Origin of the sequence: Chryseobacterium sp. WG14 (assembly GCF_024586945.1) — a bacterium.
Taxonomy (GTDB): Bacteria; Bacteroidota; Bacteroidia; order Flavobacteriales; family Weeksellaceae; genus Chryseobacterium.
The window spans coordinates 14594-27575 of sequence record NZ_JALCZD010000004.1 but is presented as its reverse complement, the minus strand read 5'-3'; the positions used below and the strand labels follow the sequence as shown (position 1 = coordinate 27575).

18 protein-coding genes and 1 tRNA gene are annotated in these 12982 nt (G+C 35.3%); 9 read left to right on the top strand and 10 right to left on the bottom strand.

The genetic code is table 11. The annotated features are described in order from the left end of the window. Positions 1-96: 96 nt before the first annotated feature. The gene (locus MP478_RS08340; RefSeq protein ID WP_257200175.1) at positions 97-1077 is read right to left on the bottom strand and encodes a hypothetical protein; all 981 of its coding nucleotides are present in this window, start codon (positions 1075-1077) and stop codon (positions 97-99) included. 37 nt (positions 1078-1114) lie between these two features. Then, positions 1115-2146, bottom strand: a complete 1032-nt coding sequence (locus MP478_RS08335; protein ID WP_257200174.1) for a hypothetical protein — start codon at positions 2144-2146, stop codon at positions 1115-1117. 481 nt (positions 2147-2627) lie between these two features. Here MP478_RS08335 and MP478_RS08330 point away from each other — a divergent pair, with 481 nt between their 5' ends. After that, positions 2628-2909 (top strand): DUF3817 domain-containing protein, encoded by a 282-nt coding sequence (locus tag MP478_RS08330; protein WP_257191414.1) that lies wholly within the window; start codon positions 2628-2630, stop codon positions 2907-2909. 111 nt (positions 2910-3020) lie between these two features. Here MP478_RS08330 and MP478_RS08325 read toward each other — a convergent pair whose 3' ends face one another. After that, positions 3021-3212, bottom strand: coding sequence for a cold-shock protein (locus tag MP478_RS08325; RefSeq protein WP_230038573.1), 192 nt, complete (start codon positions 3210-3212; stop codon positions 3021-3023). 302 nt (positions 3213-3514) lie between these two features. Further along, the gene (locus MP478_RS08320; protein ID WP_257200173.1) at positions 3515-3757 is read right to left on the bottom strand and encodes a hypothetical protein; all 243 of its coding nucleotides are present in this window, start codon (positions 3755-3757) and stop codon (positions 3515-3517) included. Between the two features lie 36 nt (positions 3758-3793). Here MP478_RS08320 and MP478_RS08315 point away from each other — a divergent pair, with 36 nt between their 5' ends. Beyond that, complete coding sequence (locus tag MP478_RS08315; protein ID WP_257200172.1) at positions 3794-4246, top strand: hypothetical protein; 453 nt, start codon at positions 3794-3796, stop codon at positions 4244-4246. A 9-nt stretch (positions 4247-4255) separates the two neighbouring features. Here the strand turns inward: MP478_RS08315 and MP478_RS08310 are convergent, their stop codons facing one another. Continuing rightward, entirely contained in the window at positions 4256-5104 is an 849-nt protein-coding gene (locus tag MP478_RS08310) for an AraC family transcriptional regulator (protein WP_230038568.1), read from the bottom strand. Positions 5105-5192: 88 nt separating this feature from the next. On the opposite strand from MP478_RS08310, the gene MP478_RS08305 reads away from it, so the two are divergent. The 4 genes from MP478_RS08305 (at position 5193) to MP478_RS08290 (ending at position 8536) form a co-directional block, all read left to right on the top strand. Continuing rightward, entirely contained in the window at positions 5193-6380 is a 1188-nt protein-coding gene (locus MP478_RS08305; protein ID WP_257200171.1) for an MFS transporter, read from the top strand. Positions 6381-6505: 125 nt separating this feature from the next. Next, the gene (locus tag MP478_RS08300; protein ID WP_257200170.1) at positions 6506-7234 is read left to right on the top strand and encodes an NAD(P)-dependent oxidoreductase; all 729 of its coding nucleotides are present in this window, start codon (positions 6506-6508) and stop codon (positions 7232-7234) included. A gap of 460 nt (positions 7235-7694) precedes the next feature. Further along, the gene (locus tag MP478_RS08295; RefSeq protein WP_257191410.1) at positions 7695-7823 is read left to right on the top strand and encodes a hypothetical protein; all 129 of its coding nucleotides are present in this window, start codon (positions 7695-7697) and stop codon (positions 7821-7823) included. Between the two features lie 62 nt (positions 7824-7885). Continuing rightward, the gene (locus MP478_RS08290; protein WP_257200169.1) at positions 7886-8536 is read left to right on the top strand and encodes a DUF6624 domain-containing protein; all 651 of its coding nucleotides are present in this window, start codon (positions 7886-7888) and stop codon (positions 8534-8536) included. Between the two features lie 63 nt (positions 8537-8599). On the opposite strand, the gene MP478_RS08285 is transcribed toward MP478_RS08290, so the two are convergent. The 3 genes from MP478_RS08285 to MP478_RS08275 form a co-directional block, all read right to left on the bottom strand. Then, positions 8600-8684 (bottom strand) — tRNA-Ser (locus MP478_RS08285). 196 nt (positions 8685-8880) lie between these two features. After that, on the bottom strand, positions 8881-9147 hold the full coding sequence (locus MP478_RS08280) for a DinB family protein (RefSeq protein ID WP_257200168.1): 267 nt from the start codon (positions 9145-9147) through the stop codon (positions 8881-8883). Next, positions 9119-9889 (bottom strand): hypothetical protein, encoded by a 771-nt coding sequence (locus tag MP478_RS08275; RefSeq protein ID WP_257200167.1) that lies wholly within the window; start codon positions 9887-9889, stop codon positions 9119-9121. Before MP478_RS08275 ends, MP478_RS08280 begins: the two co-directional genes overlap by 29 nt. 176 nt (positions 9890-10065) lie before the next feature. On the opposite strand from MP478_RS08275, the gene MP478_RS08270 reads away from it, so the two are divergent. The 3 genes from MP478_RS08270 (at position 10066) to MP478_RS08260 (ending at position 11723) form a co-directional block, all read left to right on the top strand. Beyond that, entirely contained in the window at positions 10066-10983 is a 918-nt protein-coding gene (locus MP478_RS08270) for a GNAT family N-acetyltransferase (protein WP_257200166.1), read from the top strand. Positions 10984-10993: 10 nt separating this feature from the next. Next, positions 10994-11182: a tRNA 5-methoxyuridine(34)/uridine 5-oxyacetic acid(34) synthase CmoB gene (locus MP478_RS08265; RefSeq protein WP_257200165.1), complete on the top strand. Its 189-nt coding sequence runs from the start codon at positions 10994-10996 to the stop codon at positions 11180-11182. Between the two features lie 202 nt (positions 11183-11384). Further along, positions 11385-11723, top strand: coding sequence for a nuclear transport factor 2 family protein (locus tag MP478_RS08260; RefSeq protein ID WP_230038541.1), 339 nt, complete (start codon positions 11385-11387; stop codon positions 11721-11723). Positions 11724-11986: 263 nt separating this feature from the next. Here the strand turns inward: MP478_RS08260 and MP478_RS08255 are convergent, their stop codons facing one another. Beyond that, a complete protein-coding gene (locus MP478_RS08255; protein ID WP_257191405.1) occupies positions 11987-12547 on the bottom strand; it encodes a DUF6624 domain-containing protein in 561 nt (186 codons plus the stop codon). Between the two features lie 3 nt (positions 12548-12550). Continuing rightward, entirely contained in the window at positions 12551-12976 is a 426-nt protein-coding gene (locus tag MP478_RS08250) for a GNAT family N-acetyltransferase (RefSeq protein WP_257191404.1), read from the bottom strand. Positions 12977-12982: the final 6 nt, after the last annotated feature.

Genomic DNA, 12982 nt, shown 5'->3' with positions numbered 1-12982 from the left:
AGTGAAGATTTTATTATTTCTCATTACACTGAGCAACATAACTCGTTGGATACATACATATACTCAATAACGGCACGTTCTTCATTGAATTTTAAATTATACTGATGTTCCATATTCAGGTTGTGGAAACTCATTAGGGATTTTATAATGTACAGCGCCTTCTTTATGATGCCATGCTCCCATTCCTGAGATCATTAAGGCCATATTATGAACAAAACGAGCCACATTCTTTTGGTGTAAGCCAAAATCAGGAACATTATTCTGCAGTCCTATAAATTCATTGACATATTGATCATGGATATTCCGCACTTCAGCACAAGCCTCTTCCAATGAAATTTTGTACTGATCCCGTAGTACAAGTATAATGTTCAGAACTTCTGTATCAACAGCTAATCCTCTTTCCCATGAAGAGAAATCATTCTGGATTGTAATGATACGACACATCAGCATTTTTAACCGTTTGATAACGGGATGCTCAGATATAAAGTTCGGAATTATAAAATTGATAGACGGCTCAACCAGATTTACATAAGGGTATATAGAAATAGAATACTCACAGACTAGCAACAGGGTATCCAGAGCAGGAAATTGTTTTTTTAACCTATAAGGTATTTCTTCCATCATACCATAAGTAGTAAAGTTATAAAAGTCCTTTGTCCACCGATGAAACCAGTCATCATTCACATAGGGAAGAAGCTCCTCTCTGCTTAAAGCAACCTGTCTTATTAAACCTATATCATCAGCCCTGGGTTTCTGCCCCATCATTACATCCATGATATGATCCCTGATATCAGCAAGCTGATGGACAGGACACAGCTTATGGTAATCATCAAATAATGTAAGCCATACAATAAATCTGGCCATAGGTCTTACCAGTTCCTTACTGCTTGCCGCAGGAAACATATACGATGCAGTCTCTACCAAACCCTGATTTTTGTATTTAGTACGGGCAACTTCGGACATGAACAAATAATCTGTATCAATCCAACCATTTTGTTCTTCATAAAATGACTGTGAGAAGGGTCCTATTTCATAAGGCCAGGGATATTGTAAAACAGAAATATCTTTTTGCTTCATGATTAAATGTTTAAGGTTATTAATAATGCAGCGCTTACTAAATTTCTTTTTGAGTCTGGCTTCGGCTCAACCTCTCCTTTAGTTCCAGGGCACTCGGAAATTCAGTTTTATTATAGCGGTCAAGTTGGGTTGATATATTTTTCCATCCACTGAGCACCATACTCATATAGTGTACCCAGTTTACAACAGCATCCTGCCATATTCCAAAATCAGGAAGAGAAGCCTGTAGTTCTATGAATTCTTTCAGATCTTCATTATGAAGGCGCAAATCTTCAAGACAGGCTTCTTTCAAAGACATCTGACGTTCATGCTGGATTACCTTTACAATATTGTAATAAATACTGTCGGTTGCCTCATCTTTCAATACAGACTGTACTTCATTGAAAAAGGTAACCAGATGACAGGCCAGTGTCTGTAAACGGATGATCACCGGGTGCTCATGGATCTCCTTCGGAAGAATAATTCCTGTTTCCAGCTCTGTAAGCTGAAGGAAAGGGTAAAGGCAGATAGAGTTTTCACGTAAGGCAATACATTCACTCACACTGGGATAGGCTTTATTTTTCTTGTATTTTAATTCGGTTTCTAATCCTGTAAAATATTTGCTGATCATTTTTGTAAACCGGAAAACCGATTCCTGAGGAATAAACTGTAATAGCTCCTGTCTTAATGCGGCCAGCATAGGACCTAACGGGATTCCGGAATCTTCAGCACTGATCTCACCATTGAGTATGGCAATTGATTGGGCATGTATATGTCCGATATCTTCAGGCTCACTTTCTTCATAAAGGTCATCATTGTAGAGGGTCCACAGCATTAGCCTGCAGATGGGTTTGAACCGTTCTGGTGATGCAGTTGGAAACCATTGGGCCGCAATATGGGCTGTCTTTGTTTTTTTGTACTTTTTGCGTAGATCGGGATTCTGCTCATAAAGCCACAGGTATTCCCCGTCGATCCATTGTTTCTCGGTGATCTCCTGCAATTGCTCGGCATTGGGATTTTTAAGTGTTGGGAACGGGTACCTGAACTGATTGCGAAGCAGTTCAAGGGTGTTAAAATTTTCATTGCTCATGATTTTATGTTTTAATGGTTCTTTTTTCAGAGAATGTATAGTTTTTTACATATAGCAAACTATATTGGAATCACTATCAAACTAATTACCAATCAGATACAATCATGAATAATGTGAACTAATATATATAAATTTATTATTATTATACTATTAAAATGTTATTTTTATTAAAAATAAACACAAACCAAGACTGAAAGCCAATTTATTTATTATAACTCAAATTATCAGCTGCAGAATTTCCAGTATTCTAAGAGCCAAAACATACTTACAAGAGTACAAAACAAGTGTAATCAATAAATTTTATATATTTTTTTTACCTATTTTAACAGTATGACTTGCCACTGACATAAACCCCAGATATAGTATTGACTGTTTTTACCATAGAAAACGGTAAAGTTTTGAGATTTAAATCTTTGTTGTATATTCCACAGGAATAAGTTATTATTGTTTAAAAATAATCTTTTTCTAAATAATTGTTTGGATGATTACTATATATCGTAAAATAGCGTTGCTTGAAGGGATTTCTTACCTGATTTTACTGTTCATTGCAATGCCTTTAAAATACATTCTTAATATAACGGAAGGTGTAAAATACTTTGGATGGATCCATGGGATGCTGTTCCTTATATTCTTGGTAGTTCTTATATTAGCCTCAATAAAATACAGATGGAGCCTTAAAAGAATTACAATCTATTTAATTGCTTCAATATTACCTTTTGCCCCTTTTATATTAGATAAAAATCTGAAAAAAGAATATTCATAACTGAAGATTAAGGTCTGTAATTTCATGCGAAAACATACGAAAAAAGCAGATAACATAAATGCTATCTGCTTTTTTTTAACATTGAGAAAGTTTTGAGGCTTTCTACTGAATTTATACTACTCGAACATTAACTGCGTTAATGCCTTTTTTACCGTTTTCTAAATCGAATGTTACAGTGTCGTTTTCGCGTATCTCATTAATTAAACCTGATGTATGTACGAAAACATCTTGACCTCCATTTGATGGTGTAATAAAACCAAAACCTTTGGCGTCATTAAAGAATTTTACTGTTCCTTGTTGCATTATATTATAAAATTATGTATTTATTAAATTTTTTGGCATTTGCCATTACTTTACTGATAACCATACCTTTAAAGCAATTAATCAATCTGTAAACAAAAATGAAGTTGGTATTTTTAGCGTATTGAAAAATATTCAATTTGGAAAAGAAACTTACCTGATATATTGATGACAAAAATAGCGGCTGAAAAAGCGAAGACTGGCAAAAAGAGTAACCTCAAAATATCAGAAGAAGCATTGGCAGGAGCCTGATTATTTTACAAATGTAAGCATAAATTATTGAAAAACAAAATCTTTGGTGTTTTTTATACCTGGACAGCATAAAAGAATTGTCCGGGATCTGGCAAAACCGCATAGTCAGCATTTTCTTCATACTCCCAATTTTCCATTTTTGTAGCACTTATGTTTAATAGTCGCCCTATTTCTTCTTTCTGATTTTCAGCATGATATTTTCTTGGCTTATGTGAATTGGTTGTTTCAACGTTAACTGTCTTTTTTTTATCTTGCTCTAAAATTAGAATGGCCGGAATCTTTGGTAACCTCAGCATTGGGTTATATAAACATAGTCAACAAAATACAATAAAATGACAAGGAAATTAGGAATAAAATTAAATGGCGATATTGAACTGGATGATTTTACGATTACCGGGCTAATCAAGATCACAGAATTGCCGGAATACTTCACTGCCACAGAATCAACACCGTTTCAGGTACTCGGCAATAAGATACAGGTACAGTTTAGCAATGCTGAAATAGAACTGACTGACAGTTCCCCCCATTTATCTTTAAGGTTTGAAGATGGTATTCTGGTTTCTATATTTATTACAGTTAAGGAATTGGACAATCAATATAAAAATGCAGAAGATTTTTATATCAAATCCGGAGAAAGGCGGTCTCAATACAAAAGATGGCTTAACCGCCATATTTCTTTTAATATAAATGATTTTGCTGCAGGATCAATTGGTGTTGGAGAAGACAAAAGTAATACTGTATTCATTTACCTCCACACCAAGAACAATAATTGGGCTACTATTTAGGGAATCAGATTATTCAACCATTGATGTAAGCTTTTTCGTCTTTTTGAATTCCGTCAGGCTCATATTATGTTGTTTTTTAAAAAACTTATTCAGGTGGCTTTCATCTGAAAAACCAAACTCGGTTACAATTTCATTCACCCGCATATCACTGAAAAGAAGTCGATGCTCGATCAGTCTCATTTTATAATTCAATATAAAATGCTGTACGGTTTCTCCACATTGTTTTTTAAAATAACTTCCAAGATAGCTTTCAGAAAAACCAAATTTCTGAGATATCGCAGAGACCTTCAGCAATGCCGGATCATGGATGTTACCCTGGATATAATTGATGATATCCAGTACTCTTTTATCAGTATTGGAAGCCACGTTCTCCGCTCTCATCTTTGAAATATTTCTGGCGGCTATTACAATCAATGCATTCACATAATGTAATGTCAGTTCCTCATGATAGAGGTCAGGATGCTCCAGACCATGGAGCAGCGAGGTTACAATGGAATCAACCAAGACAATGTCGGGCTTATTTTGCAAAATACATCCAGACAGAAAAGAAGCCCCATACAATAAACATTCCATAGAATTAATACTGTTCCACTTATATTCCTTTACATAGCGTTCACTAAACTTCACGAGCAAAAGATCAGTTTTTTCAACAATTTCCAGATAGTGCAGATCATTAGGTGTCAGGAGAATAAGACTTCCTTCACTGTAAGAAGCCATATTATTATTGATCTTAAGGAACCCTTTTCCTGAAATGACATATACAATCTGAAAAAAGGAAAATTGACTGTCTTTTAAAGGACAGTTTGCGGCCTGATGGTATTCTACCTTTACCAATTGATCTATATTCTCTCTTTTCATGTGGTAAAAATACCCATTTATCATTAAAATATACTGATTTTTTACAATTTTTCTGTTCAAATTTGCTACATCAAAATTGTAAGCATTCATGAAAACATCAATCTATGTTCTGGCGCTGGGAGCTTTCGGCATTATTACCACTGAATTCGGGATAGTCGGTATCCTACCCACTATTAGCCGGCAGTTCGGTGTATCAATAGATACGGCAGGATGGCTGCTTAGCGCCTTTGCCATAACTGTAGCTGTTTCTTCCCCCTTTATCACTTCATTTACAACCAAAATAAACCGGAAGTTCTTGCTATGCCTGGTCATGAGCATATTTGTTCTTTCTAACTTAATCTCTGCATTTTCCACCAATTTCACGACACTCATGATCGCCAGGATATTACCGGCGATACTGCATCCTTTATTCTGGAATATTTCTATAGCCATTGCATTCAAGGAAAAAGGAGCAAAAGGGGTGTCTACCGTAATGTTGGGATTAAGCTTAGCTACAGTGCTCGGCATCCCCTTAACAACCTATGCTGTAGACCTTTTCCATCATTGGCAGGCTTCATTTTTCCTCAGCAGTGCAATAAGTTTAATTGCTTTTATTGGCCTTTTAGTATTCATCCCCTCTCTTCCTGCAGATAACACAAGATCCACTCAGAATCAGCTAGCCGTATTGAAAAGCCCTCTTTTATGGCTCAACCTGATTTCCAGCATTGCCACGCTGGCGGCAATGTTTGCCAGCTATACCTACCTTACTGCCTTTCTTGAACAGGTTACAAAGATGGATGGTGCCCAGATCAGTATGATGCTGCTCCTTTTCGGTGGTATGGGAACGCTTGGGAACTGGCTTATGGGAATTGCATTGAACCGCAATGTACTTATGACTGCAAGACTATTTTTAATCCTTCTAGTAACAGTACAGATTCTTGCCTATTACCTTGGAGGAATTTTTACTCCTATGGTCATCATTGTTTCCTTTTGGGGAATGATCCATACTGGTGGTTTCCTGGTTTCAAATATCCGGACCACACAGTCTGTTCCGCATCATGCACTGGAGTTTGTTAACAGCTTATTGACTTCATCTTTTAACATTGGAATTTCCTTAGGTGCATTTCTCGGCGGGATAGTGAGTGCCTATTACGGAGTTCAGTATGTTTTATGGGTGAGTGTTTTATTGTTGACACTAACATTTATTCTGAGCTTTGTAACCTTTCCGAAAAATAGTACAGAAAATGAAGAGGCAAGACAATTGAAACATGCAGCACCTGCATGTGAACACAGTTAATTATTTTGTAACAACGAATTACTTTCAATAGAAAACAACCTTTTGCACTGGCAGGAGTTTCCCGTCAACAACAATGCAGCTGGAACTATCAATATTTTAAATTTTTTATATATAAACAAATACTCATGCGCAACAAAATATTAATTACCGGAGGCTCCGGAAAAATTGGAAGCCACTTTATCAAATCTTTTTCAGCTCAATATGAATTGAGAGTTTTTGACCTTCATCTTCCCAAGGTTCAGGATGCATCCGTTGAATATTTTCAGGGAAATCTTACGGATAAGGAATATCTCATGCAGGCTTGTAAAAATGTGGACATTGTTATTCATCTGGGTGGTATTGCCAGTCCCGATGCTACATTTGATGATTTACTGGACGCCAATATCATTGGAACAAAGAATGTCATTGATGCAGCCATTGCAGCCGGTTGTAAAAAAATTATTTATGCAAGCAGTGCACAAACAATAGAAGGCTATCCAAAAGATGTTCAGCTTAACCCCGAGATGCCTGTAAAGCCCGGAAACTTATACGGTGTTTCCAAATGTTTTGGAGAAGCTCTCCTTTCCTACCATTGTTTTAGCAGCGATTTAAACGCGATATGTCTTAGGATCGGAGCCTATGAATTTCCGCAGGATTTCACAGAAATGAACGCCCGGGACCTAAGTGCCTACCTGCATCCCGATGATCTAAATCAGCTCCTGCATCTGTGCATTGAATCTAAAAATATAAAATTTGAAATAGTAAATGCCATTTCTAATAATACATACAAGCGACTTGACATTCAGAAGACCAAACTTCTAACGGGTTATGATCCCCAGTATAATTCTTTTGATCTGTTTAAGCTTAAAAAGTAAATTAAGATCTGTTTGAAAAGCATTAATAATGGGCAGCAAAGTTGACCATCACAATTACACACTGAAATTCAATAATTTACAAAAGTTTGCGTGGCACTTTTCTGAATACTAAAAGTGTCACTACCTTTTGGAGCGTTTTCATTTTACTTGATACATTGGAAAGATAAATTCGCGTTTAAAGTCATCGTTTTCATTATATAAGAATTCTTCGATTATGATTGATTTTTCACTTTTTACAGTTTGGATAAAAATTTTTGCCTATAATTCTTGTCTTCGTAAAAAAATGGCAATAGACAAAGAAGACAATATAAAAAACTGTCCATCAATGCCATAAACCTTTGGCAATATAAAAGATACAACTTTAGAAACAACTCTGCAACATCCGGATTTTAAGAAGTACTGGAATCTTACCAAAGATAAAATAGAAGTTTGTAAGGACTGTGAATTCCGCTATATCTGTATGGATTGTAGAGCTTATACTGAGCTTACTGATGGACTCGATATTTCCCAACCATTGAAATCCGGCTATGATCCCTATACCGGAGAATGGATGAGTGGAGTAAAAATCCAATTAAACAAAAAGCAATAAAACATTACAATTTATCAGAATTGGTAGAAAAATAAAATTATATTTATTTAAAAAAAACAGATATGTATAAAAAAATAATTGCTATTTCCCTTTTATTAATCATCTTAAGTTGTAAAAATACATTGTCGGTCACTGAAAAAAGAGATTTAGTAAATGAAATAGATGCAATGGGGAAAATAGATCAGGTTGCAGCATATATTCCCCAAGGAAAATATGCCAACTATTCTCGTGAAAAATGGAATACATTTAAGGATAGTGTGATGGCAGATAACACGAAAAAAGCAGAGCTACTTTATAAAAAATATGGGTATTTGGGATTTGATAAGGTAGGAGAAAAGGGAGAAACGCAATTTTGGGCAATTGTACAACACTCTGATAAATCTGTTGACTTTCAAAATAAGGTTTTGAAATCCTTAAAAAAAGAAGTTAGCAAAAAAAATGCGAGTCCAGACAATTATGCTCTTTTATATGATAGAATTAAGATCAATAATGGAGAAAAACAATTATTTGGCACTCAGCTAGAATATAAAAAAAATGGACAGGCTATACCTAAAAAAGGGTTGATTGATACTGTTAATGTTGATAACTGGAGAGCAAAATATAATCTTGAACCTTTGAAAAAATATTTAAACTTCATGACAGAAAGAAATTTCAATATAAATAAAAATATTTTAATAAAGGAAGGTATTACAGAACCTGTATTTTATAAATAATATATAAAATCGCGAAAAATAAATAAAAAGCCTTAGAATAAATTATTCTAAGGCTTTTTCTTGCGGAGAGAGAGGGATTCGAACCCCCGGACCTGTTACAGTCAATAGTTTTCAAGACTATCGCAATCGACCACTCTGCCATCTCTCCTTAAACTCCGATGTTATCGTTGTTTTCAGTGGTGCAAATATAGAAAGTTTTTTAATACTGGCAAAATATTTTTCAACAAAAATTAATATTTTCTAAGGCTTACTTCTTTTCATCCTAAACACAAGGCTTTTCAGGCAATCAACTTATTTTTTCTTTATATAGACTTCATCAGGAATAAAGAACTATATAGGATATATTATAGCTTTACGCTCATTTTCTGTGCCTCTTCTGCTGATAAACCATAGATCTGGGGTGTTTTCACATCCAGCAGGTTGAGATAAATATATAATGCTGCGCGATGGTGAATTTCATGTTCTATCATTGCCCGAAGCCATTTCCACACTGTAATCTCATGATTTGCAGGTGTTAAACATTTCCGGTTAAGATCTTCAATTGTTGATTTAAAATAAAATAGTTTAAACAGCTTTTTATTCTTATTCAGCAGATGAAAGCTCAAGGTCATCAAAGTCTTTAATTTCCGAAAGCCTGAGTAATTTTGGCATTGTAACGGTTGTCCACGTACTTTCGAAGACTTCATCTCCACTTTCTGCATTTTCATTGGTATTAACTTTTGTCAGTTTCTTTTTTGTGGAGAAATTAATACTCGTTGTACTGTTGACCACAGGACCTGTATTCGAGCTGTCTTCATAGCCGATCAATTCAAAATCTGAATTCTGAAATCTAAAAATATATTTCCAATAGCCATATCTGCCATGGGCATAATGAATATGTAAATTTCCTTTTTCAGCATACACCATCAGTTCCGGGGCATAATACGCGCCACCTTCTTCATTTTCTGATGAAAAACAATCATTGTTTTTTGATGCTAATTCGTAACCGCTTTTTGTTTTAAAGAGGACAATGATACCACGGCGGTTCCTGTCCAGTTTTCCCCGATGTTCATCAGTAATAATATTCTCTTTGTCAATTTTTTTTATGATGAGAATACAGTCTTCTACCCCATCTTTATTGAGATCTCCATAGGTTTTTTCAAAAACACTAAATCCTTTGGGCACAAATTCAGCAGGTTCTTTCCGGGTATCTGTAACAGGAACAGCCGGTGCCGATTTTGTTAGTGTAACTTCCTGCTTACTGTTACCGGGACGATTTTGTTTCTTACCAGATTCAGAACAGCCGCAAACCGTCACCACTGCAATGATTGATAACCATTTATAATTTAAAAAATGAGGGATTATTGTATTCATAGTTATTGTTTATTCCTTATTTTAAAATGTCAATTCTGACAAAATATTGTTTTCAGTTAAAAATAAATGTCAGAGTAGTATTTCACAGCACATATTTACAATTTTTTGTAATTTAAAGCCAATTAAATTTTGGAAGTCATCATGACGATAATTTATAAAAAACAGTATTACAGAAAATGAAGACAGAAAACGTTTCCATCAGCCATAAAAATTATACGTTATATACACAATATCAAAATAATGAAAAACTGCGGCTGGAATTTAACAGGCTAACGCAAAAAGTCTGGGAGTTTGATTTTGAAAACTATTATCAGTCCGGATATTGGGATGACAACTGTATTTTATACTCTCTATTTGATGGAGACACCATTGCTTCCCATACCACTGTAAGTTTATTTACCGGAAATAGTACAGGAGAAACAAAAACTTTAATACAGCTCGGAACAGTAATGACTGATGCAGATTATCAGAAGCAAGGCTTGAGCCGTTTTTTAATGGAACGTATTCTCAATGATTTTAAAGGAAAGAATGATGGAATATTCCTGTTTGCCAACGAAACGGTACTTGATTTTTATCCTAAGTTCGGATTTGTTCCAGTACAGGAATTTGAGGCTTTTCAGCATATTAAAAACTTAAATCCTGGAGAAAGATCTGATAAAAGGAAATTAAATCTTGACCAGGAAGCAGATCTGAAATTATTTGAAAATATGGTAGAAAATGCTGTCCCGAACACCATTTTTCAAACAAAAAACAAGGGGCTCTCTTTTTTTTACTGCTATGCTAATCCTGAATTGGGTTACAGGGATTCTATTTACTTCATTGAAGATCTGAACTGTGCTGTTGTGGTAGAAAATGAAGAACAAACACTGCATATTTTAGAAGTTTTCAGCCCCAGTACCATAGATATCACCCGCGTTATTGCTGCTTTTACGGATATTCCATTCGATGAAGTTGTATTAGGGTTCACACCGGAGCAGAATAATTTTAATTACCGAAAATGGAAAGATGATGATTTACAGCTTTTTGTAACTGAAGAATTAGAGCCTTTTTTTAAGAAGCAGCAACTTATTGTACCTGTATTATCACACACTTAAAAAACAGATTATGAAGCAGAATATTTATGATAATCCTGAATTCTTCACAGGCTATAAGGCACTCCGTGATGGAGATAAAGTCTTAAATGAACTATTGGAACAACCGGTAATGAAAAGATTACTGCTTCCTGTTCAAAATAAAACAATTCTTGATATGGGCTGTGGTCTGGGCCATCACTATTGTCAATACTCTTTTTAACTGCAGGATTTATATTAAAAAACCTGGAAGAACCAAGCCCGGACAAAGAATTACTGAATTTACGTCCTGATTTCCTACAGCATGTACACCGCTATTGTTATAATCAACTGTCAAAAAATATAAATACAGGAACTTTTGTGATTATAGTCACAAGTAAGACCATTACTAATCCCTTAATTTTGTCTTCAGTAAAACAATAGATATGGACAATAAAACCACAAACACAGCAGAACAATTTATCCAGTATTTAAATGACGAAAACTTTGATAAAGCAGAAAGCTGTCTCGATCCGGAATTTAAATTCATCGGAGTAATGGGAAGCCGCGATAATGCTTCAGTGTACATCAAAGATATGAGACAGATGAAGTTTAAATATAAGATTCTTCAGGCATTTACAGCCGGTGAAGATGTATGTTTCTGGTACCAGATCACTATGGGAGAAAAAACAATACTGGCATCAGGATGGTATGAAATCAAAGATGAAAAGATCCGGTCATTGCAGGTCCTTTTTGATCCCAGACCATTATTAAATGATCAATAACAATAACATCATCTGATTCATGGGCTCAGCATAAATACAACAGCATCTATACAGGTTTATGGATGTTTTTTGTTACGTCAGGAATCACCATCTATGCTTATCTTTAACCGTAAGATAAATTCCGGGAAATAAGGAAATTGAAAATGAGAAATTCCGGAATTAAGAATTCCCTGATGAACAGAATTTCAAAGATTTTATTTGAATGATATTTCTGTTCATTTTTAAGAGCAGAATCTGGGACCATTACGCTATACTTTATCCTTTTATATCCAGCCTACCTTTTCTCTCCATAGGGTATAGTCTTTTTCTCTGGCATCCATTTCGGGGATATGTTCACAACCGGGAATACGGTTGATCTCTTCTAGGGATAATGGTGGCAGGCCCACCTTGAGCCGTTCTTCATTTATGTTCTCTTTATTTTCTACAGGATATAATTTTCTTTCAGGAATAAGCTGGGTTCCATACCGTTGCGGCTTACTTTGAAACACCTGAATCCGGTCATACAGATAGGCTTTATTTTTGGGGTTAACATCATTACTGTTCTCATCCATCATGATATAGCAGTCTTTCATAAATGCAGGCTCCCCTATAGAATGCTGGATAATCAGCCAGGCTGCATCACTTGCTTCCTCTCCTACTTTTGAGATCGTTGGAAAGCCAATTTCCTGGATGATTTCTCTAAGACGTTTTGCATTAGTTTGATGAACGGCTTCCATTTCAGGGTGATAGCCTCCTGACAACTCTCCTTTGGCTACCAGCTTTTCCCTTACGGACAAATCATGATTGGCAAGTTCGATGAGCTCTTCTGAGAATTTATACTCCATTATTTAAAGTTTTTTGATCAGGTATTTAGGTGATTCTGTATAGCCTTGCCTGTAATAAAACCGATGTGCTTTTTCTCTATTGAAATTACAATGCACCTCTATTCTATCGCAGTTTTTCTCCCGGGCTACTTTCTCACAGTATTCTTCCAAAAGCTTTCCTATCCCTGAACTCCTGTAGTTTTCATCTACCGAAAAATAACTGATCCTTGCAAAATCTCCTTTAAGAGCAATCTGCGGAATAATATGGACAGAAATAAAAGCAACAACCCTGCCTTCTGAATTTTCTGCAACGCTAAGATATTCGTTAGGGTCGTTTAAAAGTTTTTTTATTTTTTGAGAAAGAAATTCTTCTGTATCAGAGTATCCCAATTGATCCAGCAGGGCTATAACAAATTTCTGATCTTCGTCTTTCATTCTTCTGATATTCATAGCTTT

What these genes read in the sequence shown, in the direction of transcription:
- MP478_RS08295 (WP_257191410.1), top strand. Translation starts at nt 7,695, where the DNA reads ATGGATTGTAGAGCTTATACTGAGCTTACTGATGGACTCGATATTTCC.
- MP478_RS08275 (WP_257200167.1), bottom strand. Translation starts at nt 9,889, where the DNA reads ATGAATACAATAATCCCTCATTTTTTAAATTATAAATGGTTATCAATC.
- MP478_RS08255 (WP_257191405.1), bottom strand. Translation starts at nt 12,547, where the DNA reads ATGGAGTATAAATTCTCAGAAGAGCTCATCGAACTTGCCAATCATGAT.
- MP478_RS08300 (WP_257200170.1), top strand. Translation starts at nt 6,506, where the DNA reads ATGCGCAACAAAATATTAATTACCGGAGGCTCCGGAAAAATTGGAAGC.
- MP478_RS08320 (WP_257200173.1), bottom strand. Translation starts at nt 3,757, where the DNA reads ATGCTGAGGTTACCAAAGATTCCGGCCATTCTAATTTTAGAGCAAGAT.
- MP478_RS08305 (WP_257200171.1), top strand. Translation starts at nt 5,193, where the DNA reads ATGAAAACATCAATCTATGTTCTGGCGCTGGGAGCTTTCGGCATTATT.
- MP478_RS08265 (WP_257200165.1), top strand. Translation starts at nt 10,994, where the DNA reads ATGAAGCAGAATATTTATGATAATCCTGAATTCTTCACAGGCTATAAG.
- MP478_RS08250 (WP_257191404.1), bottom strand. Translation starts at nt 12,976, where the DNA reads ATGAATATCAGAAGAATGAAAGACGAAGATCAGAAATTTGTTATAGCC.
- MP478_RS08270 (WP_257200166.1), top strand. Translation starts at nt 10,066, where the DNA reads ATGAAGACAGAAAACGTTTCCATCAGCCATAAAAATTATACGTTATAT.
- MP478_RS08260 (WP_230038541.1), top strand. Translation starts at nt 11,385, where the DNA reads ATGGACAATAAAACCACAAACACAGCAGAACAATTTATCCAGTATTTA.
- MP478_RS08280 (WP_257200168.1), bottom strand. Translation starts at nt 9,147, where the DNA reads ATGACCTTGAGCTTTCATCTGCTGAATAAGAATAAAAAGCTGTTTAAA.
- MP478_RS08325 (WP_230038573.1), bottom strand. Translation starts at nt 3,212, where the DNA reads ATGCAACAAGGAACAGTAAAATTCTTTAATGACGCCAAAGGTTTTGGT.
- MP478_RS08335 (WP_257200174.1), bottom strand. Translation starts at nt 2,146, where the DNA reads ATGAGCAATGAAAATTTTAACACCCTTGAACTGCTTCGCAATCAGTTC.
- MP478_RS08330 (WP_257191414.1), top strand. Translation starts at nt 2,628, where the DNA reads ATGATTACTATATATCGTAAAATAGCGTTGCTTGAAGGGATTTCTTAC.
- MP478_RS08315 (WP_257200172.1), top strand. Translation starts at nt 3,794, where the DNA reads ATGACAAGGAAATTAGGAATAAAATTAAATGGCGATATTGAACTGGAT.
- MP478_RS08310 (WP_230038568.1), bottom strand. Translation starts at nt 5,104, where the DNA reads ATGAAAAGAGAGAATATAGATCAATTGGTAAAGGTAGAATACCATCAG.
- MP478_RS08340 (WP_257200175.1), bottom strand. Translation starts at nt 1,077, where the DNA reads ATGAAGCAAAAAGATATTTCTGTTTTACAATATCCCTGGCCTTATGAA.
- MP478_RS08290 (WP_257200169.1), top strand. Translation starts at nt 7,886, where the DNA reads ATGTATAAAAAAATAATTGCTATTTCCCTTTTATTAATCATCTTAAGT.